Source organism: Pseudoalteromonas phenolica (assembly GCF_005886345.1).
In the GTDB taxonomy this organism is placed as follows: Bacteria; Pseudomonadota; Gammaproteobacteria; order Enterobacterales; family Alteromonadaceae; genus Pseudoalteromonas; species Pseudoalteromonas phenolica_A.
The window spans coordinates 17,040-43,970 of record NZ_PNEC01000011.1; the positions used below are offsets into that span (position 1 = coordinate 17,040).

Consider the following 26,931-nt stretch of genomic DNA (forward strand, 5'->3'; position numbering starts at 1 on the left):
GAAATTAGTTCTAAATGACTTGGTTTAGATGTTTGTATGCGTTGTCACCCTGAACTTGTTTCAGGGTCTGTAGACTAACTGAGAGATTCCGAAACTAGTTCGGAATAACTTGTTTTAGATGCTTGTATGGGTTGTCACTCTGTACTTTTTCAGGGTCTATCGACTAATTGAGAGATTCCGAAACAAGTTCGGAATGACTTGTTTTAGATGCTTGTATGCGTTGTCACCCTGAACTTGTTTCAGGGTCTGTAGACTAACTGAGAGATTCCGAAACTAGTTCGGAATGACTTGTTTTAGATGCTTGTATGCGTTGTCACCCTGAACTTGTTTCAGGGTCTGTAGACTAACTGAGAGATTCCGAAACTAGTTCGGAATAACTTGTTTTAGATGTTTGTATGAGTTGTCACCCAGAACTTGTTTTAGATGCTTGTATGGGTTGTCACCCTGAACTTGTGTCAGGGTCTACAGACTAATTAAAATATTCCTAAACTAGTTCGGAATGATTTGGTTTAGATGTTTGTATGGGTTGTCACTCTGTACTTTTTCAGGGTCTATCGACTAATTGAGAGATTCCGAAACAAGTTCGGAATGACTTGGTTTAGATGTTTGTATGGGTTGTCACCCTGAACTTGTTTCAGGGTCTGTATACTAACTGAGAGATTCCGAAACAAGTTCGGAATGATTTGGTTTAGATGTTTGTATGGGTTGTCACCCTGAACTTGTTTCAGGGTCTATTTACTATCTCATAGTCACGAATTCTTCAGAACCCGTTGGGTGAGAGCCGCCCGAAAATAGCGAAAGCGTGCAGCTATTTTAGGCTCGAACGCGAGACAAAGGACGTCGAGCCGGGCGGTGCTTCATGGATGAATGATTGGTAGTGCCTATCTCATGGTAACAAATTCTTCAGAACCCGTTGGATGTATCGCCACTACAGAATCAAAGTCTGTTTTAGTTGCGCCCATCTTCATTGCCACAGCAAAACCTTGGATCATTTCATCAACCGCAAAACCAATACCGTGTAAACCAACGATTTTCTCGTCTTCGCCCACACAAACTAGTTTCATTTTGCAAGGTTGGCGGTGTTGCGTCACAGCGGTATACATAGCCGCAAACGTAGAAGTGTACACTTTCACTTTTTCTTCACCGTACTGTGCGATCGCTTGCGGTTCGGTTAAGCCAATTGTACCGATTGGCGGGTGGCTAAATACCACTGTTGGTACTAAGTCATAATCCATTTTGGCATTAGGCAATTCTGGGTTAAATAGACGCTCAGCCAGCATACGACCTGCTTTTACTGCCACTGGCGTCAGTTCAATACCGCCTTCCATAATGTCTCCCAGAGCATAGATCCCCGGTACTGAGGTGTTTTGGTATTCATCTGTTTTAATAAAACCACGCTCATTGGTTTCAACATCAGTCGCTTGTAGATTGATTAAATCAGTCACTGGCTCGCGTCCAATCGCCCAAATGACTTGATCAACTGTATGCGTGTCACCATTTTCTAAATGTAAGGTCACGGAGCCGTCGGCTTCTTTTGTCAGCGCTTTAGGTGTGGCATTGGTGTGAAGTGTTGGACCTTCTTTTTCCATCACTTCTGCCAGTGTTTCAACTACTAAAGGATCGAAGCTACGAAGTGGTGCATGTTTACGAACAAATAAATGTGTCTCAGTACCAAGACTATTTAGAACACCAGCAAGTTCAACTGCAATGTAACCTGCACCAATTACTGCAACACGACGTGGTTGCTCATCTAATTCGAAAAAGCCGTTTGAGTCGATACCATATTCTGCGCCTGGAATGTTCGGAACAGAAGGGCGACCACCTACCGCGATAGAAATATGATCAGCCGTATAGTGCTCGCCATTCACTTCGATGGTTTTATTATCAACGAATTTAGCAAAGCCATTGATCACGGTGACGCCATTTTTTGCTAAATAACCTTCGTAACCTTTATGAATACGGCCAATATAGGCTTCGCGGCTTTCTACTAACTTAGCCCAATCGAAGTTTTTAAGTTCAACATCAAAGCCATAGTCAGGTGCGTAAAGCTTAATTGCTTCAGCGACTTGTGCGCCGTGCCACATCACTTTCTTTGGTACACAACCGACGTTTACACAAGTGCCGCCCATGTGTTTAGCTTCAATTAAAGCGACTTTTGCGCCACGCATTGCCGCACGGTTAGCCGATGCAATACCACCGCTACCACCACCAATGGCAATATAATCAAAATGTTGAGCCATAAAAACTCCTTAAAAATTGGTTTTATGTTCTAAGCTTTCTGTAATAGAAAGGCGAAGTATCAAGAATATTTCAGTCTAACTTGTAATTGCGGCATTTGCCCCAATTTCAATGCTAATACGGTAAATATATGACGAAAGCGCATATTTTATAAGAACAGATTAAAGGAAAGAATATATATGAGTAACCCACTGATCGGCCTTGAAGGTTTACCGCCATTTTCGACAATTCAGCCAGCGCATGTAGTGCCAGCTCTTAAAGCAGCAATTGAACATTGTCGTAAAACCATCGACGAAGTATTGGCAAAGCAAGCATTTACTTGGCAAGGGCTGGTGGTGCCACTAGAAGAGGCGGATGATAAGCTTTCTCGTATGTGGTCGCCAGTATCACACATGCACTCAGTGGTTAACTCTGAAGATTTACGTAAAGCCTATGATGAGTGCTTACCGCTTATTTCAGAATACTCAACCTATGTGGGTCAACACCAAGGTTTATATGAAGCCTATAAAGCATTAAAAGACGCAGAAGAATTTGCATCATTGAGCATTGCGCAACAAACCTCAATCGACAATGCATTACGCGATTTCACCTTGTCGGGCATTGCATTAGATAGCGACAAGCAAAAGCGTTATGGCGAAATTTCAGCACGCCTATCAGAGCTTGCTGCAAAGTTTGGTAATAATGTGATGGATGCCACGCAAGCATGGCAAAAACATATTACAGAAGAAAGCGAGCTCGCGGGCTTGCCTGAGTCGGCAATTGCGTTAGCGGCGCATACAGCGCAAAGCAAAGAACTTGAAGGCTGGGTGTTTACTTTAGATATTCCGTCTTACCTGCCAGTAATGACTTATGCTGATAACCGTGAGTTACGTGAAGAAATGTATCGTGCATTTTGTACACGCGCTTCTGAGCAAGGCCCAAATGCCGGAGAGTTTGATAACTCGGAGGTTATGGCTGAGGAACTAAAATTACGTCATGAATTAGCACAGTTGCTAGGTTTTGACAGCTTTGCAGATAAATCATTAGCAACAAAAATGGCTGAAAGCCCAGCGCAGGTTTTTGAGTTCTTAAATGATTTAGCCGCTAAGTCTAAACCACAAGCCGAGCAAGAGCTAAAAGAGCTGCAAGCATTTGCTGAGTCTGAATATCAAATGACTGACTTACAAGCATGGGATTACGGTTACTTTGGTGAGAAGTTAAAGCAAGCTAAATATGCAATTTCAGACGAGCAGTTACGTCCTTACTTCCCGGCAGATACTGTATTAAAAGGCTTATTCACCACAGTAAATAAGCTATTTGGTATTAAAGTAACAGAGCTTTCAGATTTCGACACTTATCATGAAGATGTTCGTTTTTTTGCTGTGCACGATAAAAACGATGAACTTCGTGGTCACTTCTATCTAGATTTGTATGCGCGTGAGCACAAACGCGGTGGCGCGTGGATGGATGACTGTATGGGTCGTAAAATTCGCGCCAATGGCGAGCTTCAAACACCTGTGGCGTATTTAGTGTGTAACTTCAATAAAGCGGTAGGCGACAAACCAGCTCTCTTTACACACAATGAAGTTACCACATTGTTCCATGAGTTCGGCCATGGCATTCACCATATGTTGACGCAAATAGACGCTTCAGCGGTGGCAGGTATCAATGGTGTGGCGTGGGATGCAGTTGAGCTACCGAGTCAGTTTTTGGAAAACTGGTGCTACGAAGAAGAAGCGCTGAGCTTTATCTCGGGTCACTTTGAAACCGGTGAGCCACTGCCTAAAGAATTACTTGATAAACTATTGGCTGCGAAAAACTTCCAGTCGGCCATGCAGATGCTGCGTCAATTAGAGTTCAGTTTATTCGACTTCCATATTCATGCTGATTATAAGGCCGAAGAAGGTTGTCAAATTCAGTCTACTTTAAATGAAGTTCGTAAACGTACAGCCGTCGTAAAAGCCCCTGAGTTTAACCGTTTCCAACATGGCTTTAGTCATATTTTTGCAGGTGGCTATAGCGCGGGTTATTACTCTTACAAATGGGCAGAAGTTTTATCGGCTGATGCATTTTCTCGTTTTGAAGAAGAGGGGGTATTTAACCCGCAGACTGGACAAGACTTTATGCAAAATATACTGGAAAAAGGCGGCTCAGAAGCCCCGATGACATTGTTTAAACGTTTCAGAGGTCGCGAGCCGCAAGTAGATGCATTGCTTCGGCATAGTGGTATTGCCTAATAAATGCACAGAGTGTGTTTTAGTTTAAAAAATAAAAGCGTTCAGGGGCGCTTTTATGCTTTTTAGGGTTCGCAAAATCGTCATCACCAGCTATGCTATTTAAGATATGATTTATGAAGAGAAATGGTATGAGCAGATTAGTGCTGGCTATTGATGACGACAAATTAGTGCATAAAATCATCGAAGATGCGTTAGCTCAAAGCTGTAAACTTATACATGCAAAAAATGGTGATGAAGGTTTACGTTTAGCCCTTAAGTATCATCCCGATATTATTTTACTTGATGTAGAAATGCCTGGTTTAAACGGCTTTGAAGTGTGCGAAAAACTAAAAAAATCCCCTGATACACTCGAGATACCTGTGATGTTTTTGTCGTCTCGTAAAGATATTTCTGAGCGAATGCGTGGCTATAATTCTGGCGCATCGGATTACATTATTAAGCCTTTCAATAGAGAAGAATTACTCGCTAGAATTAATGTACTTGATGATTACCGTCAAACATCGCAGCGCTTAAAAAAAGACATAGAACAAGCGCAGATAACGGCTGAGATAGCTATGACAGACTCGGGCGATATGGGCCGTATTATGCGTTATGTGGGTCAATCTTATCATGCTCACGATTTCGATACATTGTCTGAATTCTTTTTCGAGTTTTTTATCCCACTGCAACTTGAGGTAGCTGTAGCATTTTGGCACCAACAAGGCGAAGTTTATAAATCAGCCGAAGGGATCATTCAGCCTATCGAGCAAGAGCTTTTAGAACAAAATCGAACAGGTAATCGTTTTGTAGACTTTGGTTGTCGTACCATTATTAATTACCCAAAGGTTTCTCTGTTAATTAAAAATATGCCTACAGATGATCCCGGGTTATATGGTCGCTATAAAGATTTACTGCCTCATATTTTAGAAGCTACTAATTCTAAAATTCAAGACATGGAAGATAGTGAGCAAGCTCTTAATCAAGTTGGGCTTATCGGTCAAGTGTGTGATGACATTGCACAACAATTAGTATATCTAGATATGCATCATAATTCGCAATCAGAAAATCTAAAATCGCTAATAGAGCAAGCGACTGAGAGGCCTGAAAGTTTAGCTAATATTACCAATACTGAGCAACTATCAGAGTTTTACCAACACTTTGGCTTTTTAAATGAAGAGCTAGGACAAGTGAAGCAAAAGCTGTCGATTATCACTGATACTCGTGAAGCATTGCATATGAGTCTTAATAAGCTTAGTCAGCCTTGGAGTGAAGACCAAGTACCCTCTCAAGATGATATTGAGCTGTTTTAACTTCTATTCTCTTAATTAAGTATTATTGAGGATTGGTATAAATAAGCGTTTCGACGTTATAATGGGCAAGCTGTTTTATAAGGAGTTTGCCCTTGCTAATCCACACCCCCTATCCTGAAAATCGCCCTTACCTTGATGAAATAGAAAAACGCTTTGAATTGGCCAAATGGGCAGAGCAGTGTAATGGCGACGATGTGCCAAATAAAGCCTTATTTAAGTTACAGTTTGATGAGCATGGACTACAACTATTTAAAAGTGATGAACCAAAGCTAGGTGCAATCAGAGTCGACTTTGTTACTGGAGCGAGTGCACATCGCCGTAAATTCGGCGGTGGCAAGGGTCAGGCAATCGCAAAAGCAGTGGGTTTAAATAAAGGTGCGACACCGCATGTACTTGATGCCACTGCAGGTTTAGGTCGAGATGCCTTTGTATTAGCAGCTCTCGGTTGCAAAGTAACCATGCATGAGCGTCATCCTGTGGTTGCTGCATTACTCTATGATGGCCTTCAGCGTGCTTATCAAGATACTGAAATAGGTGAGTGGATGAAGGCGCAAGTGGGTATGGCGTTTGGTTCTAGTCACGACCTTTTGAATAGTACTGAGGTTGAACCAGATGTGGTGTATCTTGACCCTATGTTTCCACATCGTGAAAAGTCGGCACTGGTGAAAAAAGAAATGCGCGTGTTCCAATCTTTAGTGGGAGACGATCATGATGCAGATGCTTTATTATCCTTTGCAATGCAATTGGCGAGTAAACGCGTTGCAGTAAAACGTCCTGACTACGCGCCCTTCCTTGACGAGCAAAAGCCGAGTATGCAAATCACCACCAAGAAAAACCGTTTCGATGTCTATGTTAAAGCTGCGATGAAATAAAGTAGATGTTGACCTTAAAATAGGTAGAAAGTATGTTTTTAACTCAAATTGCATTTTGAGTGAGCAAGTTACATCAAACTGTCATAAAAGTTTAATACGCTAGCGCCGAATTTAGGGACCAAGGGGGTTGTATGCGTGTTTCTGTTTTTACTAGATGGTTAGCAGTTTTGCTTACTTCAGCAAGTTTATTTTTAGCTGGTGTATTGTTTTGGGCGTCAAATTTATTAAATAACTTAGACCAGCAGAATGCCGGATATAACCAACTTAAAAACACCGTACTGGTGGAACTCTCGGGTAGTGTCGAAGGTTATCTTAGTAGTGGTGACAGTCAGTATTTAACTGAATCTTCAGACATTATCAAAAAACTTAAACAAGCATACATCGGTCAATTACCTGATGAACTTGCTGCGACGATGAGCAATAAGCTGGATGCATTGGATGCTGATATTAACGGAAAGTATCGTGCGATAGGTAAATTATCTGGTAACGAAATGGCGCTATTAGATAATGCGTTAAGACAAATGAGTGGTTCAGCTTCTTCTTTAATAAGTTATGCGTCGAAAGCCAATGACAGCCCTGTCAAAAAACAATATTACGCGTTAGCGTCTGACTATTTTCAAGCAGTAAACCAACTGAGTATTTTTACTTATCACTTATCAATCAATCCTGATGCAAATACACAAACGAGTTTACAAAATACTATTACAACCTTGCAGACGGTTGCCAATAAAATTGACCGCTTAGATAACTTAGGGGTTATGAGCGAAGTCGATGAAGATGCATTGTTTTTTGGCGAAGAAGCAGAAGACTTAGCTGATGAAATCAAATCAGAGCTTTCAAGTTGGGCGAATCGTTTTGGTAAAGACGTGCAAAATACTTTTGCGCAATCACATTCTCGCCAAGTTGGTATAAAAGCACTTCGTGCCGATATTCAAACCATCATTGATATTGTGCTATCGGCTGAAAATGATCTAAGAGCCAGCCAAGATGAATTGAAAATGCAAGTTTTGTTGTTATTCAGTGTGGCCATTGGTTTATTAATCTTGTTGGCAGCAGGCGTTTATTTCGTTCAGTTAAGCCAAGTGCTTAATCCTCTAAGACAACTCAGAGATGGTTTTGCTGATTTAATTAACTCGAATGAAATGAAGCAAATTCATAGTAAAAACCCTGATACGGAAGTGGGTGAGATAGCCGGTTACTTTAATCAGCTCATTCAGCGCCAACAACTAGAAGCGCAAGAGCGCCAAGAAATGCTGACATTAGTAAATGAGTTTATGGCCCAGATGAGCGAAAGCCTGTCACAGATCAGTCAGCAATCTGAGAACACTTATAATCAAGTCGAGCAAACTCAGGGATTACTACACAATATTAGAGATTTGGGCGAGCAAGCCAACGATATTAACACCCAGGTATCTGATAATGCCAATAGTACCTTTGAAGCCATGTCACACAGTGTGCAATTTGCCGATGCCATGCTTGAAGCGAGCTCTTCAACAGAGCAGCGTGTAGAGCAAGGGCAAGATAGCTTAAATGAATTATTAAAGGGTGTTTCAGACGTAGGCACAGTGGTTGAAATGATCCGTACCATTGCGGAGCAAACTAATTTATTAGCACTAAATGCAGCCATAGAGTCGGCGCGAGCGGGTGAGCATGGCCGTGGGTTTGCCGTTGTTGCCGATGAAGTGAGAAAGCTTGCGCAACAAACGCAAGATTCATTGTCTGACATTCATCAGCAGTTAAACACCTTGGGTGAAAACTCTAAGAAAGTATCTGAACAAATGGGCGCGTTATCACAAGATGCGCAAGCGCAGACTGAACATGCGCAAGAGTTAAAACGTAATTCTGAAGGGGTTGCAGAAAGTGCTCAGACAGCGAATCAAGTTGCAAGTCATGCCATGGAACTTGCTCAACAGCAAAGTGGTTTGGTGGATGATTTCAGTCAAGCTATGTTAAGTATGAAAGATCAAGTAAATAGTTCTAGCCAGCAAGTGAGTGAGATCCAGTCGAAGTTACAGCAGCAAATGCTACAAGTGAGGCAAAGTCTCGGTTTGTCATAAAAAAGCGCGATATAAAATCGCGCCTACAATCTGGCTGTGTGGTAGGTCAGGGCTTTAGTCCGACAAAAGCAGCTCAGAGCAAAACCCTTGTCGCCATAAATGACGACCTACATGTACATATTAATTTGACCTGTAGGTCGTGGCTTTAGTCCGACAAAAGCTGCTCAGAGCAAAAAATTCTGTCGCCATAAATGACGACCTACATGGTACATATTAATTTGATCTGTAGGTCGTGGCTTTAGCCCGACAAAATCAGTTCAGAGCAAAACCCTTGTCGCCATAAATGACGACCTACATGGTACATATTAATTTGATCTAGAGGTCGTGGCTTTAGCTCGATAAAAGTGGCTCAGAGCAAAAAAATTCTGTCGCCATAAATGACGACCTAGACTAACTGCACTTTATTCAGCATCACTCCAGATTTTTGCATGGTCTTTTCTATTTGCTCAATGGTCATAGGGTCACGACTCACGCCAGATTGAAACCAATTAAGCGTTTGCGCGCTATGTCTGAGTTTAGGCGTGTTATTCAATACACTATGCAAGTAGTTTTCAGCGAATAATTGATGGCTTGTAATATCATTTGAGATAGCCAGCATACCCGGATGAACATGATGCATGTGTACACCTGATTCCGGAGAATGCGCAATAAATCGAGAGGCATTGTAAGCGAGTAAACGTACCTTATTTGAGATGGTTTCTTGTATGTCGCGCATCGCAAATAAGTCATCAAGCCGATTACGATATTTCTCTAAAGACTGTGCTTCAAATAAAACGTTAGCTAATCCATTTTGCGGGGAATGTATCAATCCTTCTTTATCAGTAAGCTGATCTAAAAATAGAATATGATCGGCTTGCCTTGCCTGCGCCAGTACTTTCACATCTGGTAACGCTTTGGGCATAGTCAGAGTCGACCAGTTACTATTATTAGCAACATTCACAAGTTGCGCCTTATGAAACTGCTTATCTGTTTGAGGGTCTGCAATCGCTTTAAGCAATGGTGAATTACTCGCTAGCCCCTCTGGCGCAAAATAGGCAATAGTAATATGATTTCTGTTGATGCCTTTTGATTGTAAGCGTGTCAAACAAGCGCTTACTAATTTATGATCAACACTATAGGGGAATGCTTTTTCGCTCACTTGCCCTAAGATAATGAGTACTTTATCTGTTTCAGATTGTTTGAAATTAAGTGCATCCGTTAACTGGTTGAAGAGCATATTGGTTTGTGCTTGCTCCAATAGCCCTGCATTTTTTAATTGTGCGGTGGCAACCCCGCCATTGTGATTGTTAAACACGTTGTCGAGTGCAAAGCTGGGCATACTGCTGGCTAACAATCCCATTCCTGCACCGGTGCCTTTTAAGAAAGCACGTCTTGATAGTCCTTTGTTATTTGATGGTTCCATAATATTTAAACCTTTTCGTAAATACTGAGATATTCCGGCAGCATAGTGCTTTCTTCGAGCGGAATAACCTTATGCACTTTGTAGCCATAGACCGCCATTTCTCTATGCCATGCATCTAAAGATTGCAGTCTATTTCTATGCGTTTGCGCGCTCTGCCATGAGCGACCATGTAGCAAGTTTTGCCAGTCATTAAATACCGAGACCAGATGTTTTTGTGCGGTGTGTTGCACGTCGAATATCGGCATTATGAGTTTGCCACCGGAGGGCATGTGCTGCTTTATATTGAGCATCATGTGAGTAAACTCATTGCTTGAATAGCTGTGAGGGCCATTATAAATGGCTGCTAATTCAGCCTTAGGTGTATTTATATGATTTGCTTGAGTGAATAGCTCTGTTGGATGAATCACTCCAGTGAAATCTGCTCGTGGCAATGGTGTATATTGCTCGCTTAAGGCGTGCGTCATGGTATAAGTTGTACCATTAAAAAATGGCTGGTAGTTGATGGGATCAAACTCACTATTGGGCAGGCCAAAGCTGATATACCCAGAGAAACGTTGATGCTGGATTAATTCCGTTAAATATTGGCTGAAGCGCACTTGCTGATCTTGCAAACGATGCATATTAAGCAACTGTATATTGAGGTTACTGCTGGCTAGAATAGCCGACAAACGCTGGTATATCAGCGCTTCATCTTGCATGTTTGCCGCACACTTTAATGCTTGAGTGTGTATTTCAGCATCTTGATATAAGTGCAGTTGCTTTGCTAATAACGCAGTAAAATCATTAAATAAATACTTATTTAAATACAACGCATGGTAGCTATTTGATTCATTGAGCAAGGCTCTTATCCAAGGCGAAGCAAACGCATCAAGACTGGTTAATCCGGCAGCAGCAAAACCGCTTTTTAAAAAAGCGCGTCGCGACAATGTCATCCTTTTACCCTTGTGTTAACGTGGCCGGTATGATGTTTTACCGGCCGGTTTTGATTAAATACCTAAAAAGGCACGGTTTTCAGCTGGGAGATCTTTCATTGGGATCTGCGCTGCAATCACACAAGGTTGATCATCGCGGGCATGCGCATGTTGCAGTGCACCAAGTAGATCTTCATAGGTATTTACTCGAAGGCCAATGCCACCGTTGTATACATGGGGCATATTTTCGTACTTCCAACCATTGAGCATCACGTAATCTAACGGTGCTTTACCAGGCTCAATAAAGAACGAACCGTCAATTAAGAACTGCTCTATCGCATATGAGCCATTATCAACAATGACAATAATGGCTGGGATATTGTTTTGTACAAAGGATGAGAATGCCTGTGACACCATTTGGAATCCACCGTCACCAGTCACAATAAGCGGTCGTTTACCCGTTGCAAAATAACTACCAATGGCGGCGGGAGTGCCCTGACCAATTGAAAGCCAAATCGGGTTAGCTAAGAAGCACTGTGTATCGGTCACAGGTATATCCGCGCCCGGGAAGCTTGCCAAACAAGTATCTAAACTAATGTAATAAGGCGAATGGGTGGTATTTAAGAAATCCCCGATGGCAGCAAAAATTCCATCATGCCCCAAAGTGCCTGAATATGGATCGCTGGCAAATTTGCTTTGCCATTGTTCGCGGCGTTGCTGATAACTTAATCCGGCGACACTGGGTACGGTGTTACCTTGTGAGTTAAGGGGTGGCAACATATTGATGGCTTCTATTGCTGCGCCCAAAGAGAGTTTTGGCAATACATGACTGCCTACCATGGCTTTATTAAATGCCACACGGATCAGCTTCTCTTTCAGTGAGATAACCATATAACGGTGATCAATGCCAAACAAGCAACCAAGTGCAATCACACAGTCAGATGATTCAACACCCTGTGTTATGGTTGAAGGAGCTAAATCACTGTCATACACACCGCAAAACAGAGGGTGTGATTCACTTACTAAAGACTTAGACAGCAAGGTGGTATAGAAAGGCAGTCCCTGAGATTCAACAAATTGCATTGCCTCATCAATTAGACCAAATCTAACTAGTTCAGCACCCAATAACACCACAGGCTTTTGGGCATTCGCTAGTCTGTCTTCGAGGGCTCGGACAAACTGTTGTTTACCTGCAGTGTGGCGTTTTGCTGAATAGCTTAAGTTCGCAGAGAAGTGACCAATCGGCTTTTTCCACAAATCTTGAGGGATCTCGATATAGACTGGACCAGATTGCTCTAACGCAGTGATCAGCAAAGCATCTATTCTATCTGCAGCACCGTCTAATTCACGGATCTCTTCTGCGGCGAGCGTCAGCTCTTTGAACACGTGTAAATCGGTTTTACCAAACCCCGTTGAGTGCGAGAATAACACATCGTATTCGGCCTCAAGGCTTAGGTCTTTATCGGTTGGACCGCCGTTGATAACCGCCAGAGGCACGCGCTCTGTTAATGCACTGGCAATGCCGTTGGCCATACTTAACGTACCAACCCCATACGCAACTGAAACAGCACCTAAGGCGCCTTGTCGGCCATATCCGTCGGCGGCATAACCTGCTTCTAGTTCATTAACGGTATTGATGAAGTGCATGTCAGGATCGGCAACTAAGCTGTCGATAAAATCTGAACATGATGTACCCGGCACACCAAAAACATGGTGACACCCTAATTGTTTAAGTCTGAGTGTAATAAACTCAGCGATTGTATAAGACATGATATTTCCTTATTACCAAAACTTATCTTTGGCTTACTACTTTAATTGGTAAAAAATTTAAGCGTGTTTGTGAATGTATTGCACGGCCTCAAGCGCTGAGACTAACGCGCCTTGGATCCAAGAGTGATAGACAGAGCAATGCTCACCCGCGAAGCATAAGCGCTGTTCAGGTTCACGCATGAGTGCATAATAATCTTGATGATCTCTGGGGTTGAAAAAGGCATAGGCACCCGCTGAGTGAGTATGGTTACTCCAGCTCCATCGCAAGACACTTAAAATGTCATCTCGTGTGATATAGGGGTGTACTTTTTTCAGCTCGGTGTAAATCAGCTCTTTAAGCTCGAAGTTATTGAGCGTATCAACACGGCGAGCGTGTTGCCCCCAGGTATAAGAGGCGAGTAGGTAACTTGCCGAGTTTGATACCGAAGTATCTTTGGCGATGGCGTTATCGGCTGGATACCAAGTGTGTCCTAGGCCGACATCATAGATGGTGCTACCACCATAGATCCCTTCTTTAAGCTCCCAAAAACGATTTTTTGTTCTGATCAATACTTTAGTGGCTGAATCATAGTGCACTTGTGCAAATGCACGCGCTTTCTTTGGGTTTATGCTGTTATGAAAGTCGATTTTGCCTAATACGCCAAAAGGCAGTGTACAAATAGCATAATCAGACTCTATGGTGTGTTTGTTTCTATCTCTCGACTGGTAACACACAGATACCTTATCGGTTTGATTGTTAATATCGACGACTTTGGCACCCGCCAGAAAATTAACCTTACCCGAGATCTTTTGATAAAGACGTTGTGGGAGTATATCTGTACCGCCGACGATTTCGTCAAAGCCTTCAAACCAAACTCGCTCAAGTTGCTCGCGTAAGTGCTCTGAAAAAGCAGTATGTAGTAAGGTCGAAACCCCATAAATTGACGAAACATACTCCAGGGCCTCTGAGCTTAATCCCGCTTGTTTAAAGGCATCTTTTAGCGACATAGCATCGAGTGTTTTCAGTCTGTCAGTACTTAACTCTTTGTCATATAGAGACTGCTTTTCTTTATCCGATAAAGAATTGAGTACTTCAGTGACGGCAAGATCCCACATATCATCTACGCTCATGTTGCGCTCTTTAGGGGTCAGATCGAAGGCCTGTTTTAAGCGTTCAAAACCTTCAGCGCTCCGAGCGACTTTTTGGCCACGGATCATCGCGTGGGCTCTGGCATTATCCTGTACAAATGGTCTTAGCTTTAAGCCCATTTCAGCGATGTAATGACGTGATAGCTGATGATGTGTTGGAATACGCATTGCGCCTAATTCGGCATAAAGCGTATCAGATTCTCGTAAGGTTCTAACGCGACCACCGATATGGCCAGGATCAGCCTCAATGATGGTCACTTTTGCACCGAGTCTTACTAACTCGTAGGCGCTGGTTAATCCCGCAATACCACCTCCAACAATAGTAACAGACGGCGTTTTCGGTAAACTTTGGGCAGCAAGTGCCCTGACACTTTTCAATAGCGCCATAGGCTTGCCACTATGGGCAAGAGTATTATTCATCATTAAAAAGTCCTTTTAACGATTGATTGAGTTTATTTAAAAATTAAAGTGTTAACGCTGATTTAATTGCATCTGCCAAAGCCACAGGTTGCGTGATCATAGGCAAATGACCAGACGTAATACTGTAGGTTTTTGTCGCACCTATAGATTGAGCAATCTTTTGTTGTGTCGCATAAGAGATGATTTTATCTTCTTTCGCAAATACATAGGCTTTTGGAATTGCGTCTAACTTAGTTTTGTTTAAGTACACTTTGCCTTCGCCCGTGACAGCAGGTTCATCGACAGACTGTGACCAAACTTTTGCCTTAAGAGAGTGAGATTGGGTGTTTGTAAATGACGCAACATATTCAGCTTGGTTGGTGATTTTCATCCAACCGTCTTTATAGGTGACCCCTTTGAAATAGTTGTCTTCATCGTCTTTGTTTAGCAGTGCAAAAGGTTTCGCTCCCTCGATAGGCGCGACGGCACTGACATAGATTAAGTTACTGATCTCAGCCTTATTGCATGATGCGAGCGCTTCGTGAGCAACCGCGCCACCTTGACTGTGCATAACCCAAACCTGAGGCTGGGGTAGTGCATTAGTTCGCTCACACAGTGCCTTTGCCGCGTGATTTAAGGTAATGCTTGATGGCGTAACAGTATTATCACGTCCGGGTAAATCTAGAATATGTGATGCAATTTGTGCACTTTCCAGTTCAGTTGCAACAGGCTGCCAAGCAGAGCCTCGCAAATGCGCGCCATGAATAAATACCACTGTGGTAGCTGCTTGCTCAGCGCTTAGAGCGGCTGCAGAAAGCGGTGTTGAGTTTGACGAAATACTATTACAGGCCACTAAACTGGCTGTGGCACAAAAAGCGATAAAGGTATTTTTTAACTTCATCCTAAGTCCTTCCTAATTCTGTAAGTAAAAAACGCAGGCATCTTAGCAATAAAAAATACGAAAAATAACAGTATAGAAAATAGGGATTTTTGCTTTTTAACTGCGTTAATCGAAAAAATTCAAAAATGATTTAGGTCTGCCGAAAGAGTTGAGAATTTTTATGCTAAACAGCAGGTTAACTATTCTATGACCGTATGAAGTGAAGGTATTATACTTTTGTCGAATAAAAATAATTATTGTTTCTTGTAGTTAAATGGACTGTCTTATTTTTACTCAAAAAGGCCTGCAATAATGTAAATATTGCGAGAGTAAGTGCACAGTTATGATTATTTATTATCTGTCAAATTAATCTTTATCTTTCTCCCACTATTGAAATATGCAGTCTTAACGAGTTTTCTTATTGGGCACTGTTGATGGGAGTTAAATAGTTTTTTTTATAATTTTTTTAATTATTCTATTCATTATCTTTTTAAACCTTAAACATTTTTACTAAGTTATCTTCTTTTGTAAGTTGATATCAATTAAACGTTCTATTTCTTCTGATTCATGCTCTGTAAAAGGACTATCGAAATTATCTTGGTTGATAAGCACTTTCTTTCTCAGGTCTTCAGAAATGCGCTTGTTGGCTATTTTTATCTGTTGGGTAAATTGCTCAACTGTGATTCTGTTATAAATAAATTGTCCAGCTTTCGGTTGTATTAAAGAGGAGGTGAGTAAGTCATCATGTTCTAGCAATGTAGCATGGCGAAAGATTGCCTGTGATTTTGAAAAGCAGGCTGTTTGGCTTCTCAATAATGCAGCATCAGGTATAGCCTTTATTCTGGTCGCATTTGCATTTTTTTGCCAAGTGACCCCGCATAGGCTGATATTGAATGCTGATTTTTGATTCGCAGTGTTCTTGATGGCAAGAGGAGAGTTTTCTGGCAAGAGTGAAATGTTATTTATTAGATCAGGCAGTGCTTGCATTGATAACTTTTCAAGTGTGATAGAACCACTATTAGATTCATATGTCAGCTTGAGGGTATTTTCTATGTAAAAAACTTTACCTGTGTCTTCCCATAAAGAAATAGTTTGTGGCTTTTCAGGTATTGTTTCATTGGGTTTATCTATCTTTAAAGCTTGTTTTATTTTCTTTAAAAACATATCGGTTTATCGCTGAAATATTTTTATTACGCATCTCAATGTTAGTTAGATTAGTCTGAGTAAATAATTTTAGAAGTGATCTAATACCCAGCTCTATTTATATTGAGTTTAAAAAAGAGGTGCTGTTATGAATTACTTAAATACGCTCTCAATTGAAAGCTTACTACTTCTTAGAATTGCATTTGATAACAAAGGTGATGTCGTAAACCTTCATCAAGATATGATGGACTTATACCTTTTCCCAGAGCGCTTAGAGAGCAGTTATAAAGATGAGTGGCAAGCTTATATTAAAAGAGCGTTGGCAAAGGCTGAGATTAATGAAGCATCTTTGATGGAGATAATGAAAAACAGATGCACTCAAGAGACAGACCAAGTTAATGTGCTAAAAGCACGTTTATTGAGTGCCAAATCTGAGTACTTAGAGCTAAGCCAAGCATTAAGAGACGCTCAACAACAACAAAACAGCGACAATGTTAAAACAATAAAAACGCCTCTACATAATTGGTTAGAATGGGTTATTACTTAGTCTGCTTTAACTTTGCTTGCTCTAATTGCAATGTAATCTTCTACTATTGATTTAAATTTTGCTTTTTATAACTGCTGGGAGTTAACTGAGTATGTTTTTTGAATGCACTATAAAACGCTGATTTAGAGTTAAAGCCCACCTGCATGGCAATATCTAAAACTGTTAGCTCTGACTCTATCAGTAGCTTCTTTGCTGCCAAAATACGTTTATGATTCACATAATCAAAAAGTTAGTCGCTAAGGTTTCATTTAGCGTTTGCGAAATATAATTAGGCGACGTATGAATGTGTTTGGCAAGTTTTGGTAAAGAGAGGTTAGCATCTAAATAAAGGTGCTCTGAGGTCATTACTACTTCAATTTTCTTCGCAATACTTTTTGCCATTTCCGCAGTGAGAGCTGAGCGTTTGTATTTTTGGGAGGAAGTATTTTCAGACTTTTCAACTTGGCTGCTGTTATTATCCATAGCTAAAGACGCTTGATATTCAACATCGACCGACTCGGTAGAAAATAGCTCTTCAAAGCCTGGTTTTTGTCTTAATCCCCAAGTGGCGACAAAGCAAACTGTAATGAGCAAAACAAACTGAAAAATATCTTGTGTATATTCACTGGCGATAAACAAATTATCGAGTAATAAATTGATTGCAGCGATAGCCCAAGCAACGCCTACAAACAGCAGTAAACCACTTAACCATCTGATCTCTTTGGCTTCAGTTGAAGCAAATACCTGCTTTAATTGAGTTCTGTAGCGTTGTAATCGCTTGACGATTTTAATCAAGTAGAACGCTGATTGTGCAATCCAGCCCAACACCAGCACAAAAGTAATAATTAGTAATCCATAGATAAAGTTTCTAAACAGTGCCGATGTCTGTTCGAGTATCGCTGTGTCGCCTTTGCCAAGCAGGTTGTAATGAATATCTGCGGGTAACAAAAAGGTGATAAAGCTAATCAATAACCCAAGCCCTGGTAGAGCCAAATGCCGCGCATCGGCTTTTTTAAATCGCCAAGGCGCACTGTGTGTTAAGCCTTTTACATATAGCCAAAAGCAGGGCGCGATAATTAATAAAGCGGGTAATGCCAGCGTTAAGGTTGAAAGCTGTAAAGCGGGTGCGAGTACTTTGAGGCTTGGCTGTGAAATGACAATCGCGATACCAATAAAACTCAAAGCCAGCGGAAAATAAGTATGGTTTTTGTCGGCTCGAACAACCAGTAAGTTAGCGCTAAAGAATAATACGCTCAAAGTCGCAATATTAATTGCCAGTAAATTTAATTCAGCGGCTGGCATATAAGTAATCCTTTTTTATCCTTACTTTACAGTTGGTTAGTTTTTTTCATGGTGTTCTATTTCTCATGCCTATTTAGATTAAGGTCTGCGACAAAGTCTTAATCAATAGGCTAGAACGACACATTAGCATTGATATTACAAGATTGCCTCAAGCACAACGAGAAACAAGGCAATGTTATGAACTTAATCACTGCAAATAAAAATCAAAGAGACTCACAGCTAGTAGACCCAAACTGTGTGGCCGCGTCATCATCAAGTAATCACAAAAAAAGTCCAAGCAATTGGAAAGTAGTCAGCCTGTTATTCTTCTTAATTGGCCTGCCCGCTATACCTGCAATTTTTATTGTCGCACTGGTCTTACTCGGCCCAGATGCAATCGTTGAGGCATCAAGTTTGATTAATGCCCGTTATTTTGAACTCCCAGCTGCAATTTTGGTGCATGGTGTAAGCGGTATTGTTTTCTTCTTTTCATTACCCACTCAGTTCTCAACTCGATTACGCATAACTCGACCTAAGATGCACAGACTAATGGGGCGCTTTGCCGTTGTGTCTGCGTGCTTAATGGCAATATCTGGCGTGTGGATGCACCTAGTATTTTCACCAACAGACTTAGGTGCGCGCTTTATCTCCTTGGTGATTGTCGCTATCGCTATTTGTGTCAGTTTCAGCATCGCCATTGCTTTTGCGATGAAGAAAAACATCGTCGCCCACAAGTTATGGGTGACGCGCGCCGTCGCAGTGACTTTAGCTGTGGTTACACCGCTATTTTTAGAAGTGATTCTAAGTTTGTTTATTAATATTACGAGCCCGATGGGAGAGCTAGCAATGAGTGTTTTACACGACTACGACCGTTTAATTGGGTTAGTTTTAAATGTGCTGGTGGTAGAGGTGTGTATGGCTAAAAAGCGCTTTAATTTATCTATAAGAAATATGAAACATGTCACTCAGCTTAAGTAAAACTGCGAATATTATTTAATAAATTTTTAGTTATTTTGTCACTAAAGTTATTGAGTATATTCAGCGCTAATTTTCAGCATGTTTTTTTAATTTAAGGATAAAAGCAATGAAAAAACTAGCATTAACTTTGGCGCTATGCTTGGTTTCTATAACTTCTGTACAAGCAAAAGTAGTCACTTGCGAAGATAAAATTGACTCAATTACAGTTCAACCAAACAATGATGTGTGGATTTGGTTTGAATATGAAGATACCGCAAAATTAAAGGCAAACCACTCTCGCCGTTATGAGTTACTAGGCCGAGCATATATTGCAATGGCAAATAAAGAGACGGTGCGTTTTAAGATCGATAATGGTGAGTTGAGGTCAACTAAGTGTCACGATTTAGACACTGGTTTTAGTACTTTAATTGACATCGTAAATTAAATTCTAGAATCCAGATTTTAGAATTTAAAACGAGTTTTATTCGATTAGTACTAATTTATAACTGAAGTAGACTAAAAAAGCCCAGATAATCTGGGCTTTTATGTAATATGCTGAAAGTATTACAGCCTTATTCAATATTCTGGATCTGCTCGCGCATCTGTTCAATCAATACCTTTAACTCAACCGCTGCATTGGTGATCTCTGTGTTGATTGACTTTGACGCTAGGGTGTTTGATTCACGGTTAAACTCTTGCATCATAAAGTCTAAGCGACGGCCACATGCGCCACCTTTCTTTAAGATTTTATTTGTTTCTTTAACGTGAGACTTCAAACGGTCTAGCTCTTCAGCGACGTCTTGTTTTTGCGCAAGGTAAATAAGTTCTTGCTCAAGGCGGCCTTCGTCGATGTCTGTTTTAAGTTCATCTAAACGGCTAGTTAGCTTGTCGCGCTGCCATTTAGCCACTTCTGGCATATGACCTTCAACAATCGCTACTTGCTCGATGATGGCATCGAGACGTGTCGTGATCATGGCTTCAAGGTTTTCACCTTCACTTGCACGCGCCGCTTTGAAATCTTCAACCAGTAAATCAAAACCAGCAAGTAGCTCGCTGTTTACTGCGTCTAAATCGATTTCTTCGGCTTCCATCACGCCCGGCCAACGTAAAATATCAACTGGGTTGATGGTGCTTACCGCTTGGTCGCCATTGCTCTGTGACTGAACCCACTGGGCACTTTTAATTAACTGTTGTGCCAGAGTCTCGTTGATAGACAATTCGCCAACATGGGCTGGGTTGGCTGCAAACTTTAAGAATACTTCAACCTTGCCACGTTGTAGGTGCTTGCGAAGGCGTTCGCGTATTACCGGCTCCATACCGCGAAATTGTTCAGGTGCTCGGATAAAGGTTTCTAGGTAACGCTGATTAACTGAGCGGATTTCCCAAACCCCTGTGCCCCATTCACCTTTAACTTCTCGGCGTGCGTAGGCGGTCATACTGTGGATCATGTAAAGATTCCTAAAATCATAAAATTAAAACCGATGGCATTATAGCTACAGGGCAGGCCAGTTTGAAGTGCAATTTCTGCCCAGTCACAAAATCATCATTTTTGTTGAGAGTAAGTTATAGCCCGAATTAACACAAATGTCCGTGGCAAGATAACGCATGACCCTTTATAATATTGAAAATTTTGAATATAGGGGAACGTGGATGCGTCCAAGTGAAAGAACAGCAAATCAAATTAGGCCTGTGACCTTTACCCGTAACTATACTATGCACGCTGAAGGCTCTGTGCTGGTTGAGTTCGGAAACACAAAAGTACTTTGTACAGCAACGGTTGAAGCCGGTGTACCTCGCTTTATGAAAGGCCAAGGTAAAGGTTGGATCACAGCTGAATACGGTATGTTGCCACGTTCTACTCATACGCGTAATAACCGCGAAGCTGCAAAAGGCAAGCAAGGCGGCCGTACAATGGAAATTCAACGCTTAATCGCGCGCGCGCTTCGTGCAGCGGTTGATTTAAAAGCGCTTGGCGAAAACACCATTACAATTGATTGTGATGTACTTCAGGCTGACGGTGGTACGCGTACGGCGTCTATCAGCGGTGCGTGTGTGGCATTGGTTGATGCACTAACTAACATGCGTGCGAAAGGCATGATCAACAATAACCCTCTGAAGTTTATGATTGCAGCAATTTCTGTGGGTGTTTACAAAGGCCAAGCGATTTCTGATCTTGAATACCTAGAAGATTCAGAAGCTGAAACTGACATGAATGTGATCATGACAGAAACAGGCAAGCTGATTGAAGTACAAGGCACTGCTGAGGGCGAACCGTTCTCATTTGAAGAATTAGATGAGCTGTTAGGTTTGGCGAAGCATTCAATTCGCGAAATCATCGATATTCAAAAACAAGCATTGGCATAATTTAAGTAGGGTTAAGTTGACATGAAAGCATATCAAAAAGAGTTTATTGAATTTGCTCTAGAGAAGCAGGTATTAAAGTTTGGTGAGTTCACTTTAAAATCTGGCCGTACTAGCCCTTATTTCTTTAACGCGGGTTTGTTCAACACAGGTCGTGACTTGGCACGTTTAGGTCGTTTTTATGCAGCAGCACTAGAAGATGCAGGCATTGAGTACGATTTACTATTTGGCCCTGCGTACAAAGGTATTCCAATTGCAACAACGACTGCAGTTGCACTGGCTGATCACTACAACAAAGACGTACCGTATTGTTTTAACCGTAAAGAAGCAAAAACCCACGGTGAAGGCGGTAGCTTAGTAGGTTCTCCACTTGAAGGTCGTATCATGTTAGTTGATGACGTGATCACAGCGGGTACTGCAATTCGTGAATCAATGGAAATCATTGCTGCGGCAGGTGCTGATCTTTCAGGTGTTTTAATTGCCCTAGACCGTCAGGAAAAAGGTAAAGCTGAATTATCTGCAATTCAAGAAGTTGAGCGCGACTTTGGTACACAAGTGGTATCAATCGTGAAACTTGCTGATCTAATTACCTACCTAGAAGAGCAAGGCTCAATGGGCGAACATTTAGAAGCGGTTAAGGCCTACCGCGACCAGTACGGCGTTTAAAACCCCGTCATCTTTCGCTGCGTACATGCGTTGGCTGCTCTCACTGCGGCCAATCACATAGTAAAACTATGCTCATGGCACTCATTCGATTGCCGCCTTCGTACACAGCGAGATCTATAGGGGTTACTCGTTACTTTTACGAAGTGCGAGTGTTGGCTTCATACATGCACAATCCCTAGCTGCAAAAGCAGGTACAAATATAAGATAGAAGATGCCAGTCTAAGACTGGCATTTTTTTTATATATTCAGCCCATATTTAATCAGTATTGATATAACACCTGTTTCTGTAATTAATTCGCACAATAATGGTGATTTCCGTTAATATGGCAAACCATATATTCTTCACCCAAGGTCTTGGTTTATGAGCAACAACAATAATAAACACATTCATATTTTAGGTATTTGCGGCACATTTATGGGCGGCATTGCGGCCATTGCTCAGTCTTTGGGTTATAAAGTGACAGGCTCAGACCAAAACGTTTATCCACCTATGAGTACTCAGCTTGAAGAGTTAGGTATTGAGCTCACTCAAGGTTACGACCCTAAGCAGCTAGACCCTGCGCCTGATATGGTGGTGATTGGTAATGCCATGAGCCGTGGTAATGCATGCGTTGAGTATGTGTTAGAGCAAGGCTTAAATTACACTTCAGGCCCTGAGTGGCTAAAGAATCATTTATTGCGTGATAGTTGGGTGCTAGCAGTGGCGGGCACGCATGGTAAAACCACGACGGCGAGTATGTTGGCCTGGGTGTTAGAATACGCAGGTTTGCGCCCTGGCTTTTTAATCGGCGGCATAGTACAAAATTTTGGGGTGTCGGCACGCGTTAGCGATATGCCTTTTTTTGTGATTGAAGCAGACGAATACGACACGGCCTTTTTCGATAAACGTAGTAAGTTTGTGCATTACCTGCCGCGTACGCTGATCATGAACAATCTAGAGTTTGATCATGCGGATATCTTTGCGGATCTAAACGCCATTCAAACGCAGTTCCATCATCTTATTCGCACTTTACCGGGTAAAGGCAAAGCCATTTATCCGGCGGATGATACACCTTTACAAGAGGTGGTTGAGCGCGGCTTTTGGAGTGAACAAGAAACTTTAAAAGGTGATTGGGATTATCACTTACTCTCAGCTGACGGCTCGCAATTTGAAGTGCTTTTACACGGTGAAGTACAAGGGGTTGTGAAGTGGGATGCAATTGGTGAGCACAATGTGAAAAATGCCATGATGACCATTGCCGCAGCACGTCATGTGGGTATTCCAGTAGATGTATCAATTGATGCCCTAGCTGAGTTTATATCACCAAAACGCCGTATGGAGTTGATCGGTGAAGTAGCAGGCATTCGTATTTACGACGACTTTGCACATCACCCAACGGCAATTAAAACCACTTTGGCAGGCTTAAAAGCCAAAGTAGGCAGTGATGAGGTCGTTGCTATTTTAGAGCCTCGTTCTAACACCATGAAAATGGGCGTACACAAACAAACCTTGTTGGCGTCACTTGAACAAGCTGATAAAGCGTATTTATTCGAACCTGAAGGGTTAGATTGGTCATTAAAGGCCCTGGCTCAAGAAGCAGGGCGAGAGTGCGATAGCACGATTGAGTCTATTATTGAGAAGGTGTGTGCAAACGGACAGGCAGGTCAGCATATTCTTATCATGAGTAATGGTGGTTTTGCGGGTATCCATCAAAAATTATTGGCAGCGTTGCAGGCTAAACTTAGCTAGGTTGCCAACGTCGAGCTTAAAGGTTTAAAAATGAAACAGTATAAAGAGGCCATTACACTGGCTTTTAGTGGCGCATCGGGCGCACCTTATGGTCTTCGTCTACTCGAAGTGCTGGTGGCAATGAATTATCAAGTCTATGTACTTATTTCGAGCGCAGCGCGCGTGGTGCTTGATACCGAATCAAATATAAAGTTGTCGGGCAATGAGCAAAAATGCACTGAGCAGTTAAGTGAGCTAGTAAAAGCTGGACCTGAGCAAGTAAAAGTATTTGGTAAAGACAACTGGTTTAGCCCAGTGGCTTCTGGTTCGGCGGCACCGAAAAAAATGGTGGTTTGCCCGTGTAGCGCAGGTTCTGTATCGGCGATTGCGGTGGGCGCATCGGATAACCTATTAGAACGAGCAGCTGATGTAGTGATTAAAGAGCGTGGACAACTGATTTTAGTGCCTCGCGAAACGCCATTTAGCTCAATTCACTTAGAGAACATGCACAAACTGAGTCAGATGGGCGTGACCATCATGCCTGCGGCTCCGGGTTTTTATAATAAGCCTGAATCGATCGACGACCTTGTCGACTTTATGGTGGCGCGAATTTTAGACCACCTTAATATCGAACATACACTCACTAAACGTTGGGGTTATGGAGACCACAAATAACATGACCATCGCATTAAATATTCAAGGCTTACGCAAAGTCTATAAAAATGGCGTCAAGGCGGTAAAAGGCATCGACTTGCAAGTAGAGCAGGGCGATTTTTTTGCGCTGCTTGGCCCTAATGGTGCAGGTAAATCAACCACCATTGGCGTCATCTCATCATTGGTAAATAAAACCGCAGGCACAGTTGAAGTCTTTAGTCACTCAATTGATACAAAGTTAGAAGATGCGAAACAAGAACTTGGTCTTGTGCCGCAAGAGTTTAACTTTTCTCAATTCGAAACTCTGAACCAAATTTTAGTGAACCAAGCGGGTTACTATGGTGTGCCACGTAAACTTGCCCATGAGCGTGCCGAGAAATATTTAAAAAAGCTGGGTCTGTTCGATAAAAAAGACAAGCAAGCGCGCACGCTTTCGGGAGGTATGAAACGCCGCCTAATGATCGCACGTGCGTTAATGCATGAACCTAAGTTGCTTATTTTAGATGAACCAACCGCAGGTGTAGACATTGAACTACGTCGCTCAATGTGGGATTTCTTACGTGAAATCAACGAGCAAGGAGTGACGATTATTTTGACAACTCACTACCTTGAAGAGGCGGAGTTACTGTGTAAAAACATCGCCATCATCGACCAAGGTACGATTGTTGAAAACACCACAATCAAAGCTTTACTTGCTAAGTTAGACAAAGAAACCTTTGTGCTCGACTTACAGTCACCTGTGAACCCAGTTACCTTAGAGGGTTATGAGTTCGTTATGACTGATGACCACACATTAGAGGTTGAAGTGGCAAAATCTCAAGGGTTAAACGAGGTGTTTTCACAGTTATCAGCGCAAGGTAATACTGTGCTGAGTATGCGAAATAAAGCTAACCGATTAGAAGAATTATTTGTAAGTTTACTAGAGCAGGGGCGTGAAGCATGAGTTTAAGTCGTTATTCAGTCGCGTTAAAAAGTATTTGGATCAAAGAGTGCATCCGCTTTTTACGTATTTGGGTGCAAACCTTAGTGCCACCTGCAATCACTATGACGCTGTATTTTGTGATCTTCGGTAGTTTAATCGGCTCTCGTATTGGCGAGATGGGCGGCTTTAGCTATATGGAGTTTATTGTACCGGGTCTGATCATGATGTCGGTGATCACCAACTCCTATTCAAATGTTGCATCAAGCTTCTATTCAACTAAATTCCAAAAGAGCATTGAAGAACTGCTAGTGGCACCAGTGCCAAATTATATTATTGTACTTGGTTACATGGGCGGCGGTATGGCCCGCGGCATGCTAGTAGGTTTAATCGTCACAATTGTGTCTTTGTTTTTTGTTGATATTCAAATTCATAATGTGTTTGTGATCATCGCCACTGTGGTACTGACATCGGCGGTTTTTGCGTTAGGTGGCCTTATCAACGCTGTGTATGCAAACAGCTTTGATGACATCAGTATTATACCAACATTTGTTCTGACGCCACTGACATACTTAGGTGGGGTATTCTACTCTATCACGCTGTTGCCTGAGTTTTGGCAAGGTGTGTCGCAAGCAAATCCGATCATTTATATGGTGAACGCATTTAGATTTGGCTTTTTAGGTGTGTCAGATGTCAGCATTTACACCTCGTTTGCGGTATTATTAGTGCTAATTACTGGTTTATTTATTACGGCACTGACATTAATTCGCCGTGGAATAGGGTTACGTCACTGATGAGTGAAGCAAATTCGAGAAGCATAGTTTCAAACCAACCTGGTTTACATGAAAAGCTTGATGAAATAGTTCAAAAGCATTTAGCCGCAGAGTTTAAAAAGCCCATTGCTGAACATACGCAAAAAGCGTTTGATGAAGTCAATGAAAGGGTAAAGGCTTTTAACGGCCCTTTGATTTTAGATTCATGCTGTGGGGTAGGTGAAAGCACTGCTAATTTAGCTAAATTACACCCTGATGCTTTGGTTATTGGTATCGATAAATCATCGCATCGTTTAGACAAACATGATGTGGAATATAAGCAAACAGAAGCTGGACAGTATATTTTAGTTCAAGCTGACCTAAATGACTTCTGGCGTCTTGCGCTAGAGGCGGACTGGCAGCCAACTCATCACTTTTTGTTATATCCAAATCCTTGGCCAAAAGCCAAGCACATTGGCAGACGTTGGCATGGTGCCCCCGTCTTCCCATTTATTGTGAAATTAGGTGGTATATTAGAAGTACGCTCTAATTGGGATATTTACGTTAAAGAGTTTGCACGAGCACTTGAGCTATCAGGCCACCCAGTTGCGGTTGAAGCTTACGAGAGTGACACAGCTATCACGCCGTTTGAGCGTAAATATTGGGCAAGTGGGCAATCGAGTACGCGTTTGAAAATTAGCTTAAGTTAAGCCACTTTTCAGCGAATACTAAACAACAAAAAAGGGCTTAGCAGCCCTTTTTTGTTGTTTAGTATTAAAGTGTTCTTAAGCACTCGCTTGGT

General features: G+C 41.9%; 24 protein-coding genes. 14 read left to right on the forward strand and 10 right to left on the reverse strand.

Features of this window, described 5'->3' with window-relative positions:
* Window positions 1–881: 881 nt before the first annotated feature.
* The gene (gorA, locus tag CWB72_RS06220) at window positions 882–2,240 is read right to left on the reverse strand and encodes a glutathione-disulfide reductase (RefSeq protein ID WP_138629997.1); all 1,359 of its coding nucleotides are present in this window, start codon (window positions 2,238–2,240) and stop codon (window positions 882–884) included.
* Window positions 2,241–2,417: 177 nt separating this feature from the next.
* Here gorA and prlC point away from each other — a divergent pair, with 177 nt between their 5' ends.
* The 4 genes from prlC (at window position 2,418) to CWB72_RS06240 (ending at window position 8,672) form a co-directional block, all read left to right on the forward strand.
* Complete coding sequence (prlC, locus tag CWB72_RS06225) at window positions 2,418–4,454, forward strand: oligopeptidase A (protein WP_138629999.1); 2,037 nt, start codon at window positions 2,418–2,420, stop codon at window positions 4,452–4,454.
* A gap of 128 nt (window positions 4,455–4,582) precedes the next feature.
* Entirely contained in the window at window positions 4,583–5,743 is a 1,161-nt protein-coding gene (locus tag CWB72_RS06230) for a response regulator (RefSeq protein ID WP_138567827.1), read from the forward strand.
* A 92-nt stretch (window positions 5,744–5,835) separates the two neighbouring features.
* Window positions 5,836–6,615 carry a class I SAM-dependent methyltransferase gene (locus CWB72_RS06235; protein ID WP_138567828.1) on the forward strand — a complete coding sequence of 260 codons (780 nt, stop codon included), beginning with the start codon at window positions 5,836–5,838 and terminating at the stop codon, window positions 6,613–6,615.
* A gap of 131 nt (window positions 6,616–6,746) precedes the next feature.
* Complete coding sequence (locus CWB72_RS06240) at window positions 6,747–8,672, forward strand: methyl-accepting chemotaxis protein (protein WP_138630001.1); 1,926 nt, start codon at window positions 6,747–6,749, stop codon at window positions 8,670–8,672.
* A 385-nt stretch (window positions 8,673–9,057) separates the two neighbouring features.
* Here the strand turns inward: CWB72_RS06240 and CWB72_RS06245 are convergent, their stop codons facing one another.
* The 6 genes from CWB72_RS06245 to CWB72_RS06270 all read right to left on the reverse strand — a co-directional run bounded on the left by CWB72_RS06245 (window position 9,058) and on the right by CWB72_RS06270 (window position 16,326).
* Complete coding sequence (locus CWB72_RS06245) at window positions 9,058–10,074, reverse strand: hypothetical protein (RefSeq protein ID WP_138630003.1); 1,017 nt, start codon at window positions 10,072–10,074, stop codon at window positions 9,058–9,060.
* Window positions 10,075–10,079: 5 nt separating this feature from the next.
* Entirely contained in the window at window positions 10,080–11,006 is a 927-nt protein-coding gene (locus CWB72_RS06250; protein WP_138630005.1) for a hypothetical protein, read from the reverse strand.
* 54 nt (window positions 11,007–11,060) lie between these two features.
* Complete coding sequence (locus tag CWB72_RS06255; RefSeq protein ID WP_138630007.1) at window positions 11,061–12,755, reverse strand: thiamine pyrophosphate-binding protein; 1,695 nt, start codon at window positions 12,753–12,755, stop codon at window positions 11,061–11,063.
* Between the two features lie 57 nt (window positions 12,756–12,812).
* Window positions 12,813–14,306 (reverse strand): flavin monoamine oxidase family protein, encoded by a 1,494-nt coding sequence (locus tag CWB72_RS06260; protein WP_138630009.1) that lies wholly within the window; start codon window positions 14,304–14,306, stop codon window positions 12,813–12,815.
* A 40-nt stretch (window positions 14,307–14,346) separates the two neighbouring features.
* Window positions 14,347–15,183, reverse strand: coding sequence for an alpha/beta hydrolase (locus tag CWB72_RS06265; protein WP_130255456.1), 837 nt, complete (start codon window positions 15,181–15,183; stop codon window positions 14,347–14,349).
* A gap of 489 nt (window positions 15,184–15,672) precedes the next feature.
* Entirely contained in the window at window positions 15,673–16,326 is a 654-nt protein-coding gene (locus tag CWB72_RS06270; RefSeq protein ID WP_130255457.1) for a hypothetical protein, read from the reverse strand.
* A gap of 127 nt (window positions 16,327–16,453) precedes the next feature.
* On the opposite strand from CWB72_RS06270, the gene CWB72_RS06275 reads away from it, so the two are divergent.
* Window positions 16,454–16,852, forward strand: coding sequence for a hypothetical protein (locus CWB72_RS06275; RefSeq protein WP_138567835.1), 399 nt, complete (start codon window positions 16,454–16,456; stop codon window positions 16,850–16,852).
* A 43-nt stretch (window positions 16,853–16,895) separates the two neighbouring features.
* Here CWB72_RS06275 and CWB72_RS21105 read toward each other — a convergent pair whose 3' ends face one another.
* Complete coding sequence (locus tag CWB72_RS21105; RefSeq protein WP_138630011.1) at window positions 16,896–17,069, reverse strand: helix-turn-helix domain-containing protein; 174 nt, start codon at window positions 17,067–17,069, stop codon at window positions 16,896–16,898.
* A complete protein-coding gene (locus tag CWB72_RS06285) occupies window positions 17,066–18,133 on the reverse strand; it encodes a hypothetical protein (protein ID WP_138630013.1) in 1,068 nt (355 codons plus the stop codon). Before CWB72_RS06285 ends, CWB72_RS21105 begins: the two co-directional genes overlap by 4 nt.
* Window positions 18,134–18,310: 177 nt before the next feature.
* Between CWB72_RS06285 and CWB72_RS06290 the strand changes: the two genes are divergently transcribed.
* Both CWB72_RS06290 and CWB72_RS06295 read left to right on the forward strand, forming a co-directional pair.
* Window positions 18,311–19,090: a DUF2306 domain-containing protein gene (locus CWB72_RS06290; protein ID WP_138630015.1), complete on the forward strand. Its 780-nt coding sequence runs from the start codon at window positions 18,311–18,313 to the stop codon at window positions 19,088–19,090.
* A 106-nt stretch (window positions 19,091–19,196) separates the two neighbouring features.
* Window positions 19,197–19,514 (forward strand): hypothetical protein, encoded by a 318-nt coding sequence (locus tag CWB72_RS06295; RefSeq protein ID WP_058031004.1) that lies wholly within the window; start codon window positions 19,197–19,199, stop codon window positions 19,512–19,514.
* A gap of 127 nt (window positions 19,515–19,641) precedes the next feature.
* Here CWB72_RS06295 and CWB72_RS06300 read toward each other — a convergent pair whose 3' ends face one another.
* A complete protein-coding gene (locus CWB72_RS06300) occupies window positions 19,642–20,517 on the reverse strand; it encodes a YicC/YloC family endoribonuclease (RefSeq protein ID WP_138630017.1) in 876 nt (291 codons plus the stop codon).
* Window positions 20,518–20,719: 202 nt separating this feature from the next.
* Here CWB72_RS06300 and rph point away from each other — a divergent pair, with 202 nt between their 5' ends.
* The 7 genes from rph to trmB all read left to right on the forward strand — a co-directional run bounded on the left by rph (window position 20,720) and on the right by trmB (window position 26,839).
* Entirely contained in the window at window positions 20,720–21,433 is a 714-nt protein-coding gene (gene rph / locus CWB72_RS06305) for a ribonuclease PH (RefSeq protein ID WP_058031002.1), read from the forward strand.
* 21 nt (window positions 21,434–21,454) lie between these two features.
* Entirely contained in the window at window positions 21,455–22,096 is a 642-nt protein-coding gene (gene pyrE / locus CWB72_RS06310; RefSeq protein WP_138477972.1) for an orotate phosphoribosyltransferase, read from the forward strand.
* Window positions 22,097–22,457: 361 nt separating this feature from the next.
* On the forward strand, window positions 22,458–23,825 hold the full coding sequence (gene mpl / locus CWB72_RS06315) for a UDP-N-acetylmuramate:L-alanyl-gamma-D-glutamyl-meso-diaminopimelate ligase (protein WP_138630019.1): 1,368 nt from the start codon (window positions 22,458–22,460) through the stop codon (window positions 23,823–23,825).
* 30 nt (window positions 23,826–23,855) lie between these two features.
* Entirely contained in the window at window positions 23,856–24,479 is a 624-nt protein-coding gene (locus CWB72_RS06320) for a flavin prenyltransferase UbiX (RefSeq protein WP_138630020.1), read from the forward strand.
* Between the two features lies 1 nt (window position 24,480).
* The gene (locus tag CWB72_RS06325; RefSeq protein ID WP_138630022.1) at window positions 24,481–25,401 is read left to right on the forward strand and encodes an ABC transporter ATP-binding protein; all 921 of its coding nucleotides are present in this window, start codon (window positions 24,481–24,483) and stop codon (window positions 25,399–25,401) included.
* Complete coding sequence (locus tag CWB72_RS06330; RefSeq protein WP_138477977.1) at window positions 25,398–26,171, forward strand: ABC transporter permease; 774 nt, start codon at window positions 25,398–25,400, stop codon at window positions 26,169–26,171. The genes CWB72_RS06325 and CWB72_RS06330 overlap by 4 nt, the downstream gene beginning before the upstream one ends.
* Window positions 26,171–26,839, forward strand: a complete 669-nt coding sequence (trmB, locus tag CWB72_RS06335) for a tRNA (guanine(46)-N(7))-methyltransferase TrmB (RefSeq protein WP_130255470.1) — start codon at window positions 26,171–26,173, stop codon at window positions 26,837–26,839. Before CWB72_RS06330 ends, trmB begins: the two co-directional genes overlap by 1 nt.
* Window positions 26,840–26,931: the final 92 nt, after the last annotated feature.